General features: G+C 44.8%; 13 protein-coding genes and 4 tRNA genes. 11 read left to right on the forward strand and 6 right to left on the reverse strand.

Annotated features, from left to right (window positions below):
- Positions 1-45: 45 nt before the first annotated feature.
- From pgsA to nspC, 8 genes are all read left to right on the forward strand, one after another.
- Entirely contained in the window at positions 46-603 is a 558-nt protein-coding gene (gene pgsA / locus QMY49_RS04055; RefSeq protein ID WP_005445072.1) for a CDP-diacylglycerol--glycerol-3-phosphate 3-phosphatidyltransferase, read from the forward strand.
- 400 nt (positions 604-1,003) lie between these two features.
- Positions 1,004-1,077, forward strand: a tRNA-Cys gene (locus QMY49_RS04060).
- A gap of 37 nt (positions 1,078-1,114) precedes the next feature.
- Positions 1,115-1,190: transfer RNA gene (locus tag QMY49_RS04065), tRNA-Gly, on the forward strand.
- A gap of 78 nt (positions 1,191-1,268) precedes the next feature.
- Positions 1,269-1,355: transfer RNA gene (locus QMY49_RS04070), tRNA-Leu, on the forward strand.
- Positions 1,356-1,365: 10 nt separating this feature from the next.
- Positions 1,366-1,441 (forward strand) — tRNA-Gly (locus QMY49_RS04075).
- Between the two features lie 746 nt (positions 1,442-2,187).
- Positions 2,188-5,079 (forward strand): pyridoxal phosphate-dependent class III aminotransferase, encoded by a 2,892-nt coding sequence (locus QMY49_RS04080; RefSeq protein WP_050938468.1) that lies wholly within the window; start codon positions 2,188-2,190, stop codon positions 5,077-5,079.
- An 18-nt stretch (positions 5,080-5,097) separates the two neighbouring features.
- On the forward strand, positions 5,098-6,351 hold the full coding sequence (locus QMY49_RS04085) for a carboxynorspermidine synthase (protein ID WP_005445078.1): 1,254 nt from the start codon (positions 5,098-5,100) through the stop codon (positions 6,349-6,351).
- Between the two features lie 204 nt (positions 6,352-6,555).
- Positions 6,556-7,689 (forward strand): carboxynorspermidine decarboxylase, encoded by a 1,134-nt coding sequence (nspC, locus tag QMY49_RS04090; RefSeq protein WP_283312907.1) that lies wholly within the window; start codon positions 6,556-6,558, stop codon positions 7,687-7,689.
- 96 nt (positions 7,690-7,785) lie between these two features.
- On the opposite strand, the gene QMY49_RS04095 is transcribed toward nspC, so the two are convergent.
- Together QMY49_RS04095 and QMY49_RS04100 are read right to left on the reverse strand one after the other, a co-directional pair.
- Positions 7,786-8,298 (reverse strand): glycine cleavage system transcriptional repressor, encoded by a 513-nt coding sequence (locus tag QMY49_RS04095; protein WP_005445081.1) that lies wholly within the window; start codon positions 8,296-8,298, stop codon positions 7,786-7,788.
- A gap of 241 nt (positions 8,299-8,539) precedes the next feature.
- Positions 8,540-9,442, reverse strand: a complete 903-nt coding sequence (locus QMY49_RS04100) for a DUF3943 domain-containing protein (RefSeq protein ID WP_005445090.1) — start codon at positions 9,440-9,442, stop codon at positions 8,540-8,542.
- A 199-nt stretch (positions 9,443-9,641) separates the two neighbouring features.
- Here QMY49_RS04100 and QMY49_RS04105 point away from each other — a divergent pair, with 199 nt between their 5' ends.
- On the forward strand, positions 9,642-10,874 hold the full coding sequence (locus tag QMY49_RS04105; protein ID WP_045489435.1) for a CinA family nicotinamide mononucleotide deamidase-related protein: 1,233 nt from the start codon (positions 9,642-9,644) through the stop codon (positions 10,872-10,874).
- A gap of 99 nt (positions 10,875-10,973) precedes the next feature.
- Here QMY49_RS04105 and yfaE read toward each other — a convergent pair whose 3' ends face one another.
- From yfaE to ubiG, 4 genes are all read right to left on the reverse strand, one after another.
- On the reverse strand, positions 10,974-11,252 hold the full coding sequence (gene yfaE / locus QMY49_RS04110; protein ID WP_005445095.1) for a class I ribonucleotide reductase maintenance protein YfaE: 279 nt from the start codon (positions 11,250-11,252) through the stop codon (positions 10,974-10,976).
- Positions 11,252-12,385 (reverse strand): class Ia ribonucleoside-diphosphate reductase subunit beta, encoded by a 1,134-nt coding sequence (gene nrdB, locus QMY49_RS04115; RefSeq protein ID WP_005445097.1) that lies wholly within the window; start codon positions 12,383-12,385, stop codon positions 11,252-11,254. Before nrdB ends, yfaE begins: the two co-directional genes overlap by 1 nt.
- 81 nt (positions 12,386-12,466) lie before the next feature.
- Positions 12,467-14,749 (reverse strand): class 1a ribonucleoside-diphosphate reductase subunit alpha, encoded by a 2,283-nt coding sequence (nrdA, locus tag QMY49_RS04120; RefSeq protein WP_005445098.1) that lies wholly within the window; start codon positions 14,747-14,749, stop codon positions 12,467-12,469.
- Between the two features lie 489 nt (positions 14,750-15,238).
- Positions 15,239-15,946 carry a bifunctional 2-polyprenyl-6-hydroxyphenol methylase/3-demethylubiquinol 3-O-methyltransferase UbiG gene (gene ubiG / locus QMY49_RS04125; RefSeq protein ID WP_005445102.1) on the reverse strand — a complete coding sequence of 236 codons (708 nt, stop codon included), beginning with the start codon at positions 15,944-15,946 and terminating at the stop codon, positions 15,239-15,241.
- 309 nt (positions 15,947-16,255) lie between these two features.
- On the opposite strand from ubiG, the gene gyrA reads away from it, so the two are divergent.
- Together gyrA and QMY49_RS04135 are read left to right on the forward strand one after the other, a co-directional pair.
- On the forward strand, positions 16,256-18,895 hold the full coding sequence (gene gyrA, locus QMY49_RS04130; protein ID WP_005445103.1) for a DNA gyrase subunit A: 2,640 nt from the start codon (positions 16,256-16,258) through the stop codon (positions 18,893-18,895).
- Positions 18,896-19,016: 121 nt separating this feature from the next.
- Positions 19,017-19,640: a TPR domain-containing protein gene (locus tag QMY49_RS04135; protein WP_005445105.1), complete on the forward strand. Its 624-nt coding sequence runs from the start codon at positions 19,017-19,019 to the stop codon at positions 19,638-19,640.
- Positions 19,641-19,680 lie beyond the last annotated feature (40 nt).

The raw sequence follows: 19,680 nt of genomic DNA on the forward strand, positions 1-19,680 counted from the left end.
GAAAATCCCGCAACATTAAGCCGCAATGTGTAAGAGAATAATAAAATGCGTTTGAATATCCCGAACATTCTATCTCTACTAAGACTGTTCCTAATCCCAGTTTTCGTGGTTGTTTTCTATCTACCTTACTCTTGGGCACCGTTTGCAGCAGCAATGGTTTTCTGGGTCGCAGGTTTTACTGATTGGCTCGACGGCATGTTGGCTCGTAAGCTAGGTCAAACATCGCGTTTTGGCGCTTTCATTGACCCAGTAGCAGATAAGGTTCTGGTAGCAACAGCGTTGATTTTGATCACGGAGCATTACCACACCATTTGGGTGACTATCCCAGCTGTAACAATGATAGCGCGTGAAATCATTATCTCCGCATTGCGTGAATGGATGGCAGAAATCGGGAAACGAGCCAGCGTCGCAGTTTCTTGGGTTGGTAAAGTAAAAACGGTATCGCAAATGTTCGCTTTATGGGTACTGATTTGGCGTTACGATGATTGGATGGTGTGGCTTGGCTTTGGTGCTTTATATGTAGCAACCTTCCTGACGTACTGGTCAATGGTTCAGTACTTAGCTGCGGCGAAAGATGATCTCCTTAATGAAGAACATCATTAAAACAATCCATCACAAATAGCATTTTAAAAAGCAGGCTCTATCGCCTGCTTTTTTTCTATCTCGATTTTATGAGTGAATTTTATGTGATCTAAGTCTTGTTTTTGTTCTATCAGCACTTGGCGATGGTTTATGGCTTTGATTATCAACACTTGAAATAGAAAATCCCCCAAAGAGATAGGGCGGTGGAGAAGCCCAATATTCATGATAAACAAGTGTATTTGGTGTGGTTTCAGTATCAAAACTAATCAATTTACCGTCTTTCGCACAAATTCTGGTCAAACGATTTAAAAAAATAAAAATAGTGTTGACTCGATCGCTCGAATCCGTAGAATGCATCCCGTACCCAAGAGAGCAAAGCTTGAAAGGGTGGTGAGAAAAGTTAAGCTTTCTTCACAAGTGAGGCGCCTTGGCAGAGTGGCTATGCAGCGGATTGCAAATCCGTGGACCTCGGTTCGACTCCGGGAGGCGCCTCCATTATTCTTTTGAGAGTGAATGACTTTCGAGAATAAATGCGACACTAGCTCAGTTGGTAGAGCGCAACCTTGCCAAGGTTGAGGTCACGAGTTCGAACCTCGTGTGTCGCTCCAAATTAAAATGATATGGCAATTAGCGGTATCAGATGGTGTTTTACTTTTCTGTAAAGGCATCACAAAGAATATTTGTGTGCCCTGGTGGTGGAATTGGTAGACACAAGGGATTTAAAATCCCTCGACGTTCGCGTTGTGCCGGTTCAAGTCCGGCCCGGGGCACCATCTCAAATCTGCGACACTAGCTCAGTTGGTAGAGCGCAACCTTGCCAAGGTTGAGGTCACGAGTTCGAACCTCGTGTGTCGCTCCAGATTTTAAAGCCCAGCATAAATGCTGGGCTTTTTCATTTCTGTTGTTTTCTTTTCTCTGAGCTTCTTCTTTCCTTCCATGCTGGCATAGATACCTCTGCTGCGTACTTTATTTATCCTGAATTTCCTTGCTTTACTACGCACGAAATACAGCCTCAACTAATCACCTTCACGCGTTTACTTTTCTGTCGAGTTTAAGAAGACCTTCTGCGATGCGCATCAATGTTGAGGTAAATTAGTCCAATAAACGTTTGCTGTGATTGTGATCTCAGTCAATATGCAACCTGTGAAAAGATATTGCCAGAAGATTTTATTTTGTGATAAATTCGCGCGCAATCTCGGAGCGTATTATTACGACTTTGATTCTCTGGGGGATACGCGTAGTGACCATTCAAGCTGATTGTGACACTACGTAGGGTAGGTATCGGCAAAGCCATTTGTCGATAGACGGGATACTAGTGCTGTAAGAAACAGCATGTTAATGGGAAACCCAACATTGAAACCTTTAAACAAACACACACTAATCAGCTTCATACTGCCGAAATGTCCTGTTTTACAAAACGGGTGCATTACGGAACCTTGATTACTCTCCAATCAAAATAAAAAGTCGCGCTTGTCGTGACGGGTTATCTGTATTTGTCGTTTAGAAAATGACGAATGCGGAGGTGTATCTGTATATCCTGTTATTTAATACTAACGAGAATAAATACAGGAAAGAGAATCATTATAATTCAAGGGATTATGTAGTATGAGCACTGCCTTTGAAGTCGATAACACTATCGCAAATTACTTTTCGTCTCAGGTTCCAGTTGTTGAAGGAACGTATGATTTAACGCCTGATCAAGTTCTTATCGAACAAGCAGAGCATGAATCGGAAGTACGTTCTTACCCACGTCGCTTGCCAATCGCAATTAAACAAGCTTACGGCTGTTTGGTTGAAGATACGCGTGGTCAAATCTTTCTAGACTGTCTTGCTGGGGCGGGTACGTTGGCTCTGGGTTACAATCACCCGGAAATCAACCAAGCGTTAAAAGAGCAGTTAGATTCTGGTTTGCCGTACCAGACTCTGGATATCGCAACGTCTGCGAAAACACATTTCATTAAGTCTGTTAAAGGCTTCCTTCCTCAAGAGCTAAGCGACAACTGCGTGATTCAGTTCTGTGGTCCTTCGGGTGCGGATGCCGTTGAAGCGGCTATTAAATTAGCGAAGCAAACCACGGGTCGTAACACCATGTTTGCTTTCCGTGGAGCCTACCACGGTATGACAAATGGCACCATGGGTATGATGGGGAACTTGGGTACCAAAGCTCGCCGTACTGGATTGATGTCAGATGTGCACTTTATGCCATTCCCATACAGCCTACGCTGCCCATTTGGGCTTGGCGGTGATGAGGGTGCGAAAGCGAGCATCCGCTATATCGAGCGTCTCTTGAACGACGATGAAGCGGGTATCATGAAGCCGGCAGCGATCATTGTGGAGCCAGTCCAAGGTGAGGGTGGTGTTATTCCTGCGCCTGCATTCTGGCTACGTGAACTACGCCGTATTTGTGATGATCACGGTATCTTGTTGATCTTCGATGAAATTCAATGTGGTGTTGGTAAGTCAGGTTACAACTTCGCATTCGAAGAAGCGGGCATTGTTCCTGATATTTTATGTTTGTCTAAAGCAATCGGTGGTGGCTTACCTATGTCACTACTGGTGATCAACAAACAACACGATACATGGAAGCCAGGTGAGCACACCGGTACTTTCCGTGGTAACCAATTGGCAATGGTCTCAGGTGCAAAAGCACTAGAAATCATCCAGCGCGACAACCTTGTTGAACATGCGAACGTCGCTGGTCAGTATTTACGCTTTGGTCTTGAGAGCATTCAAAAACGCGTTAACTGTATCGCGGATGTTCGTGGCAAAGGTTTGATGCTTGGTGTTGAGATTAAGCATCCAAATGGCGAGTTGAACAAATTTGGTGAGCCTCTAGCTGATGGTCAATTGACACTTGCTATTCAACGTGCGGCGCTTGAGCGCGGCTTGATGGTTGAAAAGGGCGGTCGTGAAGGCTCTGTAATTCGCTTCCTTCCACCTCTTATTATCTCTTTTGAGCAAATCGACTTTGCGCTTCGCGTACTCGAAGAAGCGATTATTGCAGCGGGTGGCAGTCATATTGAAACTGCACCACAAGAAGAATGGAAAAAGCACTTTATTCAAACTGGTGAACTTGGTGGTGCCGAATTCGCGTCGGTTATGAATCACACTACCGCTGTAATGAAATCGGTGTTCGAACAAGTGAACGCACCATACTCTGGTATGAACCCTCAGTTGCTGGAAGCAGCGATTAATGCAGTCGATCTAGACAACAAAAATGCGTCGTTAAAGTCTGTCATCGATGAAGCTGCTGAGCTTGTTGCAAAGAATGCGATTTTCACCCAGCACCCAGATTGTATTGCGCATCTACATACCCCTCCTCTCATGCCAGCGGTTGCGGCAGAAGCCATGATTGCGGCGCTAAACCAATCTATGGATTCATGGGATCAAGCTTCCTCTGCGACTTACGTAGAGCAAAAAGTGATTAATTGGTTGTGTGACAAGTATGAGTTGGGTGAGAAGGGCGACGGCATCTTCACCAGTGGTGGTACGCAAAGCAACCAAATGGGGCTAATGTTGGCGCGTGACTGGATTGCACACAAGCTAAGTGGTCACTCAATCCAAAAGCTGGGTCTTCCTGATTACGCAGACAAACTGCGCATTGTGTGTTCTAAGAAATCACACTTCACGGTTCAAAAGTCAGCATCTTGGATGGGACTGGGTGAGAAAGCAGTGATGACCGTCGATGCGAACGCTGACGGTACAATGGACGTTACTCAGTTAGATCAGGTTCTAACACAGGCGAAATCAGAAGGTCTGATCCCATTCGCCATTGTTGGCACGGCGGGTACGACTGACCACGGCGCAATTGATGACCTTGATTTCATTGCTGATATGGCAGCGAAGCACGAGATGTGGATGCACGTTGATGGCGCTTACGGTGGCGCACTGATTCTGAGCAGTCACAAATCTCGCCTGAAAGGTGTAGAGCGTGCGCACTCTATTAGTGTCGATTTCCACAAATTGTTCTACCAAACAATCAGTTGTGGTGCGTTGCTGGTGAACGACAAGTCGAACTTTAAGTTCCTACTTCATCATGCTGACTATCTGAACCGAGAACACGATGAGCTACCAAACTTGGTGGACAAATCTATTGCAACCACGAAGCGCTTTGATGCATTGAAAGTGTTCATGACGATGCAAAACGTGGGTCCTAAAGCGCTGGGCGATATGTACGATCACCTGTTGGTACAAACTCAAGATGTTGCCGAGATGATTCGTGCACACGATCAGTTCGAGCTTTTGGCTGAGCCGGCACTTTCTACGGTTCTATTCCGCGCAACCAATGTACGCACAAACAACGCATCTGCAGATTTAGATGAACTAAACAAAGCGTTGCGTCTTGAAGCGTTGACTCGCGGTATCGCAGTTCTCGGTGAAACCATCGTTGATGGTAAGACCGCTCTTAAATTTACGATTTTGAATCCTTGTCTGACGACAGCGGACTTTGAATCTTTGCTCTTGAAAATCAACACGCTAGCAGTTGAGCTAGTTTAATAAAGGTAACGGAAAACTATGGCAGTTCTACAGATTGGTGCAGGCGGCGTTGGCTGGGTTGTTGCACATAAAGCAGCACAAAACAACGACGTTCTGGGTGATATCACAATCGCATCACGTACTATTGGTAAGTGTGAGAAGATCATCGAATCGATTCAGAAGAAAAACAACCTGAAAGATTCAGCTAAGAAACTAGAAGCGCGTGCAGTGAACGCTGACGACGTAGATTCTCTGGTTGCTCTTATTGAAGAAGTAAAACCGGATCTTGTCATCAACGCGGGTCCACCGTGGGTTAACATGCCAATCATGGAAGCGTGTTACCGAGCAAAAGTTTCATACCTAGACACATCAGTAGCGGTTGACCTATGTTCTGAAGGTCAGCAAGTACCACAAGCTTACGATTGGCAATGGGGTTACCGTGAGAAGTTCGAGGAAGCGGGCATCACAGGTATCCTGGGCGCTGGTTTCGATCCAGGTGTAGTCTCGGTATTTGCAGCGTACGCTGTGAAGCATCTGTTTGACGAAATCGATACGATTGATGTAATGGATGTTAACGCGGGTGACCACGGTAAGAAGTTCGCGACCAACTTTGACCCAGAAACGAACATGCTAGAGATCCAAGGTGATTCATTCTACTGGGAAAACGAAGAGTGGAAACAAGTACCTTGTCACTCTCGTATGCTAGAGTTCGATTTCCCGAACTGTGGTTCTCACAAAGTGTACTCAATGGCGCACGATGAAGTTCGTTCGATGAAAGAATTCATTCCAGCAAAACGCATTGAATTCTGGATGGGTTTCGGTGACCGTTACCTAAACTACTTCAATGTGATGCGAGATATTGGTCTACTAAGCCCAGATCCACTAACGCTGCACGATGGTACAGTCGTTCAACCTCTGCATGTACTAAAAGCGCTATTGCCAGACCCAACATCTCTAGCACCGGGCTACACAGGTCTAACGTGTATCGGTACTTGGGTTCAAGGTAAGAAAGATGGCAAAGAGCGTAGCGTGTTTATCTACAACAACGCAGATCATGAAGTCGCGTACGAAGACGTTGAACATCAAGCGATCTCTTACACGACAGGTGTTCCTGCGATCACAGCTGCGCTGCAATTCTTCCGTGGTAAATGGGCTGACAAAGGCGTGTTCAACATGGAACAGCTAGACCCAGATCCGTTCCTAGAAACAATGCCAACAATTGGTCTAGATTGGCATGTTCAGGAATTAGAAGCAGGTCAGGGGCTTCCAGTTATCCACGAACTGAACAAGTAAGGCACTTACACTAACGATTTCTTTTTATCGTGTTTTGAGGTGCGCGCGTTAATTGTTACAAACAACGCGTGCATCCTAAATTCAATTAGAAGTTTCAGTGCAAGCTGCGCTTATTTGAATCATCAATCTAAGCCGGTGCGATCGCATCGGCTTTGTTCGGTTTTATAGTTCCTTCATTTTTATGAGGGGATCTAAGGTATTAACATGCAACAAAACGAACTTAAAACCCCATACTTCATGATCAATGAAGACAAATTGATTGAGAATCTAGAGAAGGCAAAACAGCTAAAAGATATCTCTGGTGTGAAGTTAGTGTTGGCACTGAAGTGTTTCTCTACATGGGGCGTATTCGACATTATCAAGCCTTACTTAGACGGTACAACCAGCTCTGGTCCTTTTGAAGTGAAGCTTGGTTATGAAACCTTTGGTGGAGAGACTCATGCTTACAGTGTTGGCTACAGCGAAGATGACGTACGTGAAGTAGCAGATATCTGCGACAAGATGATTTTTAACTCTCAGTCGCAGTTAGCAGCTTACCGCCATATTGTTGAAGGTAAAGCGTCGATTGGTTTGCGTCTAAACCCGGGTGTAAGCTATGCAGGTCAAGACTTGGCGAACCCTGCACGTCAGTTTTCTCGTCTAGGCGTACAAGCTGACCACATCAAGCCGGAAATTTTCGATGGCATTGATGGTGTGATGTTCCACATGAACTGTGAGAACAAAGATGTGGACGCATTCATCAGTCTGTTGGATTCGATCTCTGAGCAGTTTGGCGAGTATCTCGATAAGCTGGATTGGGTTAGCATGGGCGGCGGCGTGTTCTTTACGTGGCCGGACTACGATATCGAAAAGCTGGGGCTTGCACTGAAAGCTTTCTCTGAAAAGCACGGCGTACAAATGTACCTAGAGCCGGGTGAGGCAATCATCACTAAAACGACGGATCTTGTCGTGACTGTGGTAGACATTGTTGAGAACGTGAAGAAGACTGCGATTGTGGATTCAGCAACTGAAGCACACCGCTTAGATACTTTGATTTATAACGAGCCAGCATCGATTCTTGAAGCAGCAGAAAATGGTGCACATGAATACGTCATTGGCTCGTGCTCTTGTTTAGCTGGTGATCAGTTCTGTGTGGCGAACTTTGAGCAACCACTGGAGATCGGACAGCGTCTGCACATTCTAGATAGTGCGGGTTACACCATGGTGAAACTGAACTGGTTTAACGGTCTACGTATGCCGTCGGTATACTGCGAACGTTCAAATGGTGAAATTCAAAAGCTGAACGAATTTGATTATTCAGACTTCAAACGTTCTCTGTCTCAATGGACAGTGAAGTAATCACCTTTTCATTTGATTGAACGTAAAAAGAGCAGCGATGAGCTGCTCTTTTTTATTATGCATTGCTTAGGTTTACCGAGTGCTTTGGGCTTAAGATCAGCTTTCGACAATCACACGAGTATCTTCGCTGAGCGATTCTAACTCATTCGCTACATCATCAATTTCCAGTTCACTCGGCAACTTGATTGCCATCTTAGCGCTAAACAAGCTTGAACTTACACCTCCGCCACCGGCGATAAACACTCGTTGACAGTCCATGTCTAAAATCGAAATGCCTTGTCCATCGAGCACGTGGGTGATTTCGTTGACGATGCCTGCACGATCATTGGCGTCCAGACGAAGCTGAAAGACCGTATCTTCACGGTGAGAGTGAGGCTCGGAATCAACGAATTTTACGATGAGGGTTTGGCAAGCAGAGAATGCCTCTTTCACTGTGTTGGCATTTTCCTCTGGTAGCTCGATTTTGATCACGCCGGCAACCTGATCCTCAATAAAGTTCACTTTACTGATCAGCCATTTGCCTTCGTTTTCATGGGTAACCGCTGCAAGCTGTTTGATGGTCGCTGGTGATGCCTGACCGACGAAATTAACGATAAACACAGTGTTCATAATGGTCCCCTCCCGGAATAAGGTTTGGACGCGGCACGGTTAGACGTATCGCTATAGTTATTTGAGCTTAAGGTTTAAAACTTAAGTTATTGGAATTAGTCCTTAAATTCAGTGTAGGTGCTGGAGGAGGGTTAGGTTTGATAAAGGTCAATTTTTGACGCTAATTCGTGATGCAAATAATAAAAACTATGCTTGGGGCACAAAAAAAGCAGCCCTCAGGCTGCTATTTAACAGTTTGGTTTTAGAAGGTGACCTTCATTTCAAAACCGTAGAAGACGTTATCGTAGCTTGCGCCGGAATCCATCGCAAACTTCGCTGCGTCTTGGTTGCCAAACCAAGGTGATGAACTGAATTGGAATTCTGCGCTACCGCCCCATGCATCTGATACCCAGTAGTGAATGTGTCCGACTGGATTGAGGAAGAATAGAGAAACGTCCCCAACGGTTTCTGAGCCCATTACTTCACCACCATTGGCAACGATGTCTTGTTCCGCTGTTAGCATCATTTCACCCACTACAGCACCAAAGAATGGAGTAATAAACAAGTCCTGCCATGATGGGATTTCAGCAAAAGCTTCTACACCGTACTCCCAGAAGAACGTCGACATGGTCGCAGAATACAAGAAGGATTCAAATTCGTTATAGCCAGCGTGGCGCGCAGCCGTATAGTAAACACCACCGAAGTAAGGGTGCATGACGTAGTTTAGAAAGTGCTCATCTCGGTCCCATACTGGACCGCTTGAAACGTTGTCTTTCCACTTGCTGCCTAGCTTACTCATGTCACGATCTTCTTCGTCCCATTTTGTAATGCTCTCAGGCAATAAAGTCATCAAACCTACCGTAGCCACACTCAAACCAAGAATGGTGTAAGTTTGACCCATGAGATAGTCCCAATCTTTGTCTTTTGGCACGATCATATGCTTCGGTTGAAGGCCTGCGTCGAGATTTAAAGAATCATCGTTATCAAGTCCCATCGCAAAGCGACGATTTTGTGGCTCGAAGCTATACAGAGTGGTCGTTTCGCAGTAACCTGACAGGCAATCAGGCGTGTAAGAGAACTCAATATGGTTACTCATATCGTACTGGCTTGCATTTGCGGTAGCAGATGCCGTCAGAACAAGACCACTTAGAGTTTTCTTGAACATGGATGATTTTGACACGAAGGTCTCCGAGTTGTTGGTTTGATGATCGGGCTCACAATTATCCCTTAAAAGAACAGCCATTTAAATACTTGACCTACATTTAATCTCAACAAATTAACTATGAGATTAGTCCAATAAAATGAAAACGATATAGGCACAATGTCGAAAAAATGTGGATTTTGCCTATTTTCAGGAGTCAGTTGTGAAAATTGCTATGCTAAGTACCGGTGAAGAGGTCCTTCACGGTGATATTGTTGATACAAATGCAGCTTGGCTGTCGAGCTTATTTTATCAACATGGATTTGGCTTAACGAAGCGCTCGACCGTTGGTGATAAACAATCGAGTTTGATTGAAGAGTTTTTGATGCTCAGCTTCAATAATGACGTGGTGATCGTGAATGGTGGTTTAGGACCAACCACAGATGACATGAGCGCAGCGGCAGCAGCGAAAGCAGCAGATTGCAAATTAGTGTTATTTAAAGACTGGTTAGCACACCTAGAGGCGATGTATGCCCGTCGTGGTATCCCAATGCCGGATAGCAATCTCAAGCAAGCTATGCTACCGGAAACGGCACAAATTGTTGATAATCCGATTGGCACGGCTTGTGGCTTTAAAATGCTGATCAATGATGCGGTGTTCTATTTCACCCCAGGTGTACCAAGTGAATTTAAGTTAATGGCAGAGACGCAAATTCTGCCAGATTTGAAAAAACTCTTCCCTGAAGTAGAAAGTGCATCTTGTAGCCGAATTTATACGTTTGGTCTGTCTGAATCTGGTATATCGGACAAGCTTGACCAAATGAAGCTTCCGCCTGGTTATGAGCTGGGTTATCGCTCTTACTTACCCTTTATCGAAGTGAAACTGTTTGGTCCATCTCAGCATATTGAGCAACGCATGAAGTTGATGCAGATGATCCATAAGCACCTTGAAACCAATTCTGTAAGTGTCGATGTACCTATGGTTGAACATGTCGGTCAGCTACTAACAGATAAAGCGCTGACACTATCGGTGTCGGAGAAAAGCAGTGCAGGGTATTTAACGTATTGGCTAAATAGTGATGAAAAAGTCGCTGAGCAATTCGGTCACGGTTGGGTTCTATCAGGAAACAATCAAACCATTGCAGATGAAGGGGACCCACTAGCAGCGACGTTTGCTCTAGCTGGTGCGACACGTGAAAAGTGCGCCACCGACTTGGCTTTAGTTACGGGAAAAATTGAAGAAGGCATTTTCTCTGTTGCTCTTTCCACGTCAACAGGAGAGTGGGGCGCCCTATACAAACTTTCAAGAAAATATCAGCAAGATGATCAGGTTAAAGTCATCAGTGCTGCGGCACTGGATATGCTACGCCGTTATCTAGAACGCAAGCCGATGTCGGCTCAATACGCATTCTTGGAAAAGATTAAAGAAATGCACATTCCGAGCAGTGCTCTTTAAAAGGATGTCGAGCTGTTTAGATAGTAAAAGTAGACAGTAAAAATAAATAGTAAAAAGCCAAGGCGGTTGCCTTGGCTTTTTTGTACTGGCTGGTGGCGTTTATGCGCGTTTTTCTTTCATCGCGTAATTCACACCACTGAGCGAAATTTCGGATTTCGCTTTGCAAATACAAGGCAGAATTTCGTCTGGCTGAGTATACGCCATTGCAAAACCAACATACTCCACGTCACCTGATTCCAATTTACAGCGACATGCACCACAGTGTCCGTCACGGCAATTGTATTCAGGTAGTAAGCCCGCTTGCTCCATCGTCTCCAAAATTGTGTTAGATGGATTAGACTCAATGCTAACGAGTTTGTTGATTTTGATGCTTGGCATTACAGCTCAAATCCTTCGAAGTCGTCTGCACTTACTTCATTGTCAATCTGACCAACAAGGTAAGAAGAGATTTCTGCTTCCTGCGGTGCAACTTGAACGTTATCCGATGACAACCAAGCGTTAATCCATGGGATAGGGTTTGAAGTTGCTTCAGGGTATGCTGCTGGTAGACCTACCGCTTGCATACGAATGTTTGTAATGTATTCAACGTATTGGCTAAGGATATCTTTATTTAGACCAATCATTGAACCATCTTTAAATAGGTATTCAGCCCATTCTTTCTCTTGCTCTGCCGCTTCTTTGAATAGGTCAAAACAGTCTTGTTTTGCTTCTTCAGCGATTTGCATGAAAGAGAAGTCATCTTGACCGTTACGTAGCAGGTTGATCATATGCTGAGTACCGTTCAAGTGAAGCGCTTCATCACGAGCGATGAGCTTGATGATTTTCGCGTTACCTTCCATAAGCTCACGTTCAGCGAAAGCAAATGAACATGCGAAACTTACGTAGAAGCGGATTGCTTCTAGTGCGTTCACTGACATCAAACAGACGTACAATTTCTTCTTCAGATCGTACAGGCTAACTTTAACCGTTTCACCGTTAAGAACGTGTTCGCCTTCACCGTAGCGGTGATAGTCGTTTGTCGCTTGGATCAGGTCATCGTAGTAATGCGCGATGTCTTTCGCACGCTTAAGGATGTGCTCGTTTTCTACGATGTCATCGAATACAACACTTGGATCATTCACGATATTACGGATGATGTGCGTGTAAGAACGAGAGTGGATCGTCTCAGAGAACGACCAAGTCTCGATCCAAGTTTCTAGCTCAGGTAGAGAAACCAGAGGAAGTAGCGCAACGTTCGGGCTACGACCTTGAATTGAGTCAAGTAGCGTTTGGTACTTCAGGTTTGAGATGAAGATGTGCTTCTCATGGTCAGGTAGCTTGTTGTAATCAATACGGTCGCTAGATACATCAACTTCTTCTGGACGCCAGAAGAAAGACAATTGCTTTTCGATAAGCTTTTCGAAGATCTCGAATTTTTGCTGGTCGTAACGAGCTACGTTCACTGATTGACCAAGGAACATTGGTTCCTTCAGTTGGTCATTTTTGTTCTGGTTAAAAGTACTGTAAGCCATAATGCCTCAATTCCTTTTAGACCTCCCCAAGCGGGGAGGCGTTCGATTGTTTGTTACTACGAATTGTTTAAGTGGGGGAGATTAAATCTTACAACCGCCGCCTGCACAATCGTCATCTTGTGGTTGAACTGCGTCTTTCTGGTCGTCTTTCGCACCGTCACGAGTGTTATGGTAGTAAAGCGTCTTCACACCAAACTTGTATGCAGTCAGAAGGTCTTGAAGAAGTTTCTTCATTGGCACCTTACCGCTCTCATAACCAGAAGGATCGTAGTTTGTGTTTGCAGAGATAGCTTGGTCAACGAACTTCTGCATAATGCCCACAAGGTGTAGGTAACCGTCGTTAGAACCGATGTTCCAAAGCAGTTCATAGTTGTCTTTAAGCTCAGCGAAATCTGGCACAACTTGTTTCAAGATACCGTCTTTCGACGCTTTAACAGACACGAAACCACGTGGCGGCTCAATACCGTTTGTTGCGTTAGAGATCTGAGAAGATGTCTCAGAAGGCATTAGCGCAGTCAGTGTTGAGTTACGCAGACCGTGTTCCATGATTTCTTGACGTAGGCTGTCCCAATCGTAGTGCAGCTCTTCGTCACAAATTAGGTCAACGTCTTTCTTGTAAGTGTCGATAGGCAGTAGACCTTTCGCGTAGTTCGTTTCGTTAAACGAAGGACACTTACCTTGCTCTTTCGCAAGCGCAACAGAGGCTTTCAATAGGTAGTATTGAATCGCTTCAAATGTACGGTGAGTTAGACCGTTTGCGCTGCCGTCAGAGTACTTAACGCCATTCTTCGCTAGGTAGTATGCGAAGTTGATAACACCAACACCCAGCGTACGACGGTTCATTGTCGATTTGTATGCAGCTGGTAGTGGGTAATCTTGATAATCAAGCAGTGCATCTAGCGCACGAACAACAAGCTCAGACAGTTCTTCGAAGTCATCCAGAGACTTGATTGCACCAAGGTTAAACGCAGACAGTGTACATAGCGCGATTTCGCCCGAGTCATCTTCAACGTTAGTTAGTGGCTTGGTTGGCAGCGCGATTTCCAAACATAGGTTTGATTGACGAACTGGTGCTACTTCTGAATCGAACGGGCTGTGCGTATTACAGTGGTCTACGTTCTGAATGTAAATACGACCAGTTGATGCGCGCTCTTGCATTAGAAGAGTGAACATTTCAATCGCTTTAACGGTCTCTTTCTTGATTGAAGGATCGTTTTCGTATTTCACGTATAGACGCTCGAATTCTTCTTGGTTTTCGAAGAATGCGTCGTACAGACCTGGTACGTCAGATGGTGAGAATAGCGTGATGTTGCCACCTTCCACTAGGCGTTGATACATCAGTTTGTTCAACTGAACACCGTAGTCCATGTGACGAACACGGTTCTCTTCAACACCACGGTTGTTCTTAAGAACCATTAGCGAGCGCGCTTCACCGTGCCATAGTGGGTAGAACACAGTTGCTGCACCACCACGAACACCACCTTGAGAACAGCACTTAACTGCTGTTTGGAAGTATTTGTAGAACGGGATACAACCTGTATGGAATGCTTCACCACCACGGATCTCAGAACCTAGTGCACGGATACGACCAGCGTTGATGCCGATACCAGCACGTTGAGAAACGTAACGTACGATTGAGCTTGCTGTTGCGTTGATAGAATCTAGGCTATCACCACACTCGATCAGCACGCATGAGCTGAACTGACGAGTAGGGGTACGTACACCAGACATGATTGGTGTAGGTAGAGAAATCTTAAATGTCGATGTCGCATCGTAGAAACGTTTGATGTAGTCAAGACGCGTTTCTTTTGGGTAGTTAGCGAACAAGCAAGCAGACACTAGAATGTAAAGGAACTGAGCACTTTCGTAGATTTCACCCGATACACGGTTTTGAACGAAGTACTTACCTTCTAGTTGTTTTACAGCAGCGTAAGAGAAATCAAGGTCGCGCTTGTGATCGATGTACGCATCAAGCTCGTCCAATTCAGCTTTTGTGTAGTCTTCTAGGATGTGTTGGTCGTACTTACCCATATCAACAAGACGAGCTACGTGGTTGTAAAGCGTTGGCGGCTCATATTGACCGTATGCTTTCTTACGTAGGTGGAATACCGCTAGGCGAGCAGCTAGGTATTGGTAATCCGGTGTTTCTTCTGAAATCAAATCTGCAGCAGACTTGATGATAGTCTCGTGGATATCTGTCGTCGTAATGCCGTCGTAAAACTGGATGTGAGCACGTAGTTCTACTTGTGATACCGATACGTTGTTCAGGCCTTCTGCAGCCCAAGTAATAACGCGATGGATTTTCTCCAGATCGATAGTTTCTTTGCGGCCATCACGTTTAGTGACGGTAAGTTGTTGGTTCATTCTGCTTTATTTCCCTAAGAAAACTGATAAAAGCCGTATTTTTGTTTGTTTATGTGCAAAACTTGTAAAATTTGCGGCGGCTTTGTGATCAAAGTCTATCTATATATTGTAGTCGAAACACAAGATATAGGGGTTCATTTGTTTGCGAGTTACAAGATAGTGCTGTTACCCCAATTTTTCAAGGCACAGGTTTGGGATGACTTGTGGATAACTAACAAAATAAAAAAAAACAGTAAGTGAACACTAACCGATGAGAAAAGGGCTGACTTGAATGGGGAAAAATACGTTTTTTAAATCGGTTCATAAATAACCGCATGTAAAAATATTTTCCTTGATCTTTGACAGTTTTTGTTTGTTAAAAATAGTTTGGTCAAAATGGAATCTAGAGCACTTTTTTTCGACAGAAATTGACAAAAAAAGCGGCGCATCTATGCTACCGCTTTTTCTCAATCTTGATGCTCGTTTTTTGCTTAAGCGTCAATCGAACCATCAATATTTTGTAGTATGAACGATGTAGTTTACATCCACATTACGACCAAGTTTGTAGCTATCGTTGAGTGGGTTGTAATGTAAGCCTGTGATACCCATCTCGGTAAGGTCTGTCTGGTCAATCATCTTCATCATTTCACCAGGTTTGATGAACTTCTCATGATCGTGTGTACCTTCTGGCACAATCTTAAGCAACTTCTCTGCACCCACAATGGCAAATAGGTAAGATTTGATATTACGGTTCAAGGTAGAGAAGAAAACGTGACCGCCAGGTTTGACCAATGCAGCACAAGAACGAATCACTGAAAGTGGATCTGGAACGTGTTCAAGCATTTCCATGCAAGTGACAACGTCATAGATTCCTGCATTTTCTGCTGCGTGGTCTTCAATCGTGCTTTGGATGTAAGTCAACTTAGTGCCAGTCTCAAGTGCATGCAGGCGAGCGACCTCAAGAGGCTCTTTACCCATATCCAAACCAGTAACTACTGCACCTTCTTTAGCCATGCTCTCAGCTAGGATGCCACCACCACAGCCAACATCGAGCACTTTTTTACCAAATAAGCCGTCTGCTTTCTCTAGGACATAGTTCAAGCGAAGCGGGTTAATTTGATGAAGTGGCTTGAACTCGCCTTCTAAATCCCACCAACGAGAAGCCATCTCTTCGAATTTCTTAATTTCACTTGGGTCGACGTTTTGTGCTTTAGTCATGATTGTTATATCGCTTCGCTAATAGTCCTTTGGAAGGCGAGATTATACTCCAATGGTACGATACGTTAAAACTGGTTCTTTTCTCACAATCGCTACAGGAGAGATTTTTGACTGATGTTGGTGGAAATATAGTCAGTTTTCATAAAGATATGGGATGAATGTGCAAATTCTCTTCATTTAACCCATAACCAAGCTCACAACCTGATAAAACGAGTGGGAAAGTGATGCCCCGTTGATGAATTGTGTGTTATATTTTTGCACCTTACACGTATCGTAATTACGATCAGATAATAGAGGGATAATGGCTCTATGAGCGATTTAGCTAAAGAGATCACGCCCGTAAACATTGAAGATGAGCTTAGAGGTTCATATCTAGACTACGCGATGTCTGTCATCGTGGGTCGTGCTCTTCCAGATGTGCGTGATGGCCTAAAACCAGTACACCGCCGCGTTTTATTCGCGATGAACGTACTAGGCAACGATTGGAACAAACCATATAAAAAATCAGCCCGTGTTGTCGGCGACGTAATCGGTAAATATCACCCACACGGTGATAGTGCTGTGTACGACACAATCGTACGTATGGCTCAGCCGTTCTCACTTCGTTACATGCTGGTCGATGGTCAAGGTAACTTTGGCTCGATCGATGGCGACTCTGCTGCGGCAATGCGTTATACCGAAGTACGTATGGCGAAAATGGCCCACGAACTTCTGGCTGACCTAGACAAAGAAACTGTGGACTACGTACCTAACTACGATGGTACGGAGCAAATTCCTGCAGTTCTTCCTACTAAGATTCCTAACCTACTGGTAAACGGTTCTTCCGGTATCGCGGTAGGTATGGCAACCAACATCCCGCCACATAACCTTGGCGAAGTGATCGATGGCTGTCTTGCATACATCAATAATGAAGAAATCACTATTGATGAGCTAATGGATTACATTCCTGGTCCTGATTTCCCAACTGCGGCGCTTATCAGCGGTCGTAAAGGTATTGTAGACGCGTACAAAACAGGTCGCGGCAAAATCTACATGCGTTCAAAAGCGGAAATCGAAGTGGAGAAGAATGGTAAAGAAACCATCATCGTCACTGAAATCCCTTACCAGGTGAACAAAGCTCGTTTGATCGAGAAGATCGCTGAGCTAGTAAAAGATAAGAAAGTAGAAGGCATTAGTGCGCTACGTGACGAGTCTGATAAAGATGGTATGCGTATCGTAATTGAATGTAAGCGCGATGCAGTGGGTGAAGTTGTTCTAAACAACCTTTACGCACAAACTCAGCTTCAAACCACTTTCGGTATCAACATGGTTGCGCTAAACAACGGCCAACCTCAGCTATTCAACCTAAAAGACATGTTGAAGTGCTTCGTTGATCACCGTCGTGAAGTTGTGACTCGTCGTACTATTTTCGAATTGCGTAAAGCGCGTGAACGTGCGCATATCCTTGAAGCACTTTCTCTTGCTCTTGCGAACATTGACGAAGTTATCGAACTCATCAAAAACGCACCAACTCCAGCTGAAGCAAAAGTTGGCTTGGTATCGCGTGGTTGGGATCTTGGTAACGTAGCATCAATGCTAGAGCGTGCTGGTACTGACGCTGCACGTCCTGAATGGCTAGAAGATCAATACGGTATCCGTGATGGTCTGTACTACCTAACAGAAACTCAAGCTCAAGCGATTCTAGAACTTCGCCTACACCGTCTAACTGGTCTAGAGCATGAGAAGATTCTTGATGAATACAAAGCGCTATTGGACGAAATTGCAGAGCTAATGCACATCCTTGCAAGCACTGAGCGTTTGATGGAAGTGATCCGTGAAGAACTTGAAGCGGTTCGCGATGGTTACGGCGATGAGCGTCGTACAGAAATCACAGCAGCTAGCCATGACATTGACATGGAAGAGCTGATCGCTCGTGAAGACGTAGTAGTAACTCTGTCTCACGAAGGTTATGTTAAGTACCAAATCCTAAGCGACTACGAAGCTCAGCGTCGTGGTGGTAAAGGTAAGAGTGCAACGAAGATGAAAGATGAAGACTTCATCGAGCGTCTACTTGTTGCAAATACTCACGATAACATTCTGTGTTTCTCAACTCGTGGTAAGACTTACCGTCTGAAAGTTTACCAATTACCTCATGCAACTCGTACTGCACGTGGTAAGCCAATCGTAAACATCCTTCCACTTGAGGAAGGTGAACGTATCACGGCAATCCTTCCGGTAGATGAGTTCTCTCCAGAGAAGTTTATCTTCATGGCTACGGGTGACGGTACGGTTAAGAAGACACCTCTGAACCAGTTTGCTAACGTACGTTCAAACGGTCTGATCGCAGTTAACCTACGTGATGATGACTCTTTGATCGGCGTTGATATCACTACAGGTTCAAGCGATATCATGCTGTTCTCTAAAGCAGGTAAAGTGGTTCGCTTTAGCGAAGACAAAGTACGTGCAATGGGTCGTACAGCGGCAGGTGTTCGCGGTATGAAGCTAGCAGATGATGATCAAGTGGTTTCTTTGATCGTTCCATCAAACGAAGGCGATATCCTAACGGTTACTCAAAACGGTTACGGTAAACGTACTGAACTAGCGGAATACCCAACGAAAGGTCGTGCAACTCAGGGCGTTGTGTCTATCAAGGTTTCTGAACGTAACGGTCCAGTAGTTGGCGCGGTACAAGTAGAAGAAGGCGACGAGATGATGATGATCACCGACGCTGGTACTCTAGTTCGTACACGTGTTGCGGAAGTTAGCCAAGTTGGTCGTAATACTCAAGGTGTAACACTTATCCGTACAGCTGAAGATGAGTCAGTGGTTGGTTTGCAGCGTATTGATGAAGTTGAAGAAGTAGAACTGCCAGAAGGCGAAGAAGCGGAAGCAACAGAAGCAAATGCAGAAGGTCAAACGCCTGAAGCACCAGCAGCGGATGATGCAGCAGAAGGTTCTGAAGAAGAGTAATCTTTTCCTTTACATCTAAGTTTGAAAGCCGAGCATTACGCTCGGCTTTTTTGTATCTGTATCAACGCAATATTGAGAGGAAGTCAGTAAACTGAACCAATATTTGCTTGTGGGGTACATTATGTCTGCTTGGTTCTTCGTTGCCATCACTCTGATGGGATTATTCGTCGTGGTGTTATCGCTCAGCGCTTCAAAGGTCAAACCGGCTCAATGGTTTGGGCTTTGTACTTTAGTTTTGGTTGTTACTAGTGCAAGCTTTTTACTCTTGCGACAAACGCCACCGCCAACAATGCAAGCCGAGATGTCACGTATGACCAATGCACGGGATATCATGCAAGAGATCCAAGACCAGTTGCGCGAAGACCCAAATAATGCAGCATTGTGGTTTCAATTAGGGCAGGGCTATCTTGTTGAAGGGGAGCTTGATGGAGCATTGATTTGTTTTGATTATGCTATTCAGCTTAGTGACGTTGTTAGTGCCACCCAACTTGCCGCGAAAGCCACCACACTATATTACCTCCACCAACAATCCATGACGGAAGAAGTCACTCTGCTACTTGAGCAAGCCTTACAGCTCGAGCCGCACAATGAAGCCGCTTTGTCTTTGATTGCAAATGACCACTTTTTGTCATTTCGTTTTCAAGAAGCCATTGATACCTGGGTACTATTATTAGATTCCAATGATCCTAATTTGGATCGTGTACAAATCATAAACTCAATCAACAAAGCGAAAGAGTTGTTGTAAGCATATAATTAGGGGGCTGTTGACCCTTCGTGCTGATTTC

This window comes from Vibrio harveyi (genome assembly GCF_030060435.1).
In the GTDB taxonomy this organism is placed as follows: Bacteria; Pseudomonadota; Gammaproteobacteria; order Enterobacterales; family Vibrionaceae; genus Vibrio; species Vibrio harveyi.

Bases quoted from the DNA above. Each gene is read 5' to 3' on its own strand.
- pgsA (WP_005445072.1), top strand. From the start codon at position 46: ATGCGTTTGAATATCCCGAACATTCTATCTCTACTAAGACTGTTCCTA.
- QMY49_RS04135 (WP_005445105.1), top strand. From the start codon at position 19,017: ATGTCTGCTTGGTTCTTCGTTGCCATCACTCTGATGGGATTATTCGTC.
- QMY49_RS04095 (WP_005445081.1), bottom strand. From the start codon at position 8,298: ATGAACACTGTGTTTATCGTTAATTTCGTCGGTCAGGCATCACCAGCG.
- ubiG (WP_005445102.1), bottom strand. From the start codon at position 15,946: ATGACTAAAGCACAAAACGTCGACCCAAGTGAAATTAAGAAATTCGAA.
- nrdB (WP_005445097.1), bottom strand. From the start codon at position 12,385: ATGGCTTACAGTACTTTTAACCAGAACAAAAATGACCAACTGAAGGAA.
- gyrA (WP_005445103.1), top strand. From the start codon at position 16,256: ATGAGCGATTTAGCTAAAGAGATCACGCCCGTAAACATTGAAGATGAG.
- nspC (WP_283312907.1), top strand. From the start codon at position 6,556: ATGCAACAAAACGAACTTAAAACCCCATACTTCATGATCAATGAAGAC.
- QMY49_RS04080 (WP_050938468.1), top strand. From the start codon at position 2,188: ATGAGCACTGCCTTTGAAGTCGATAACACTATCGCAAATTACTTTTCG.
- nrdA (WP_005445098.1), bottom strand. From the start codon at position 14,749: ATGAACCAACAACTTACCGTCACTAAACGTGATGGCCGCAAAGAAACT.
- QMY49_RS04085 (WP_005445078.1), top strand. From the start codon at position 5,098: ATGGCAGTTCTACAGATTGGTGCAGGCGGCGTTGGCTGGGTTGTTGCA.
- QMY49_RS04100 (WP_005445090.1), bottom strand. From the start codon at position 9,442: ATGTTCAAGAAAACTCTAAGTGGTCTTGTTCTGACGGCATCTGCTACC.
- yfaE (WP_005445095.1), bottom strand. From the start codon at position 11,252: ATGCCAAGCATCAAAATCAACAAACTCGTTAGCATTGAGTCTAATCCA.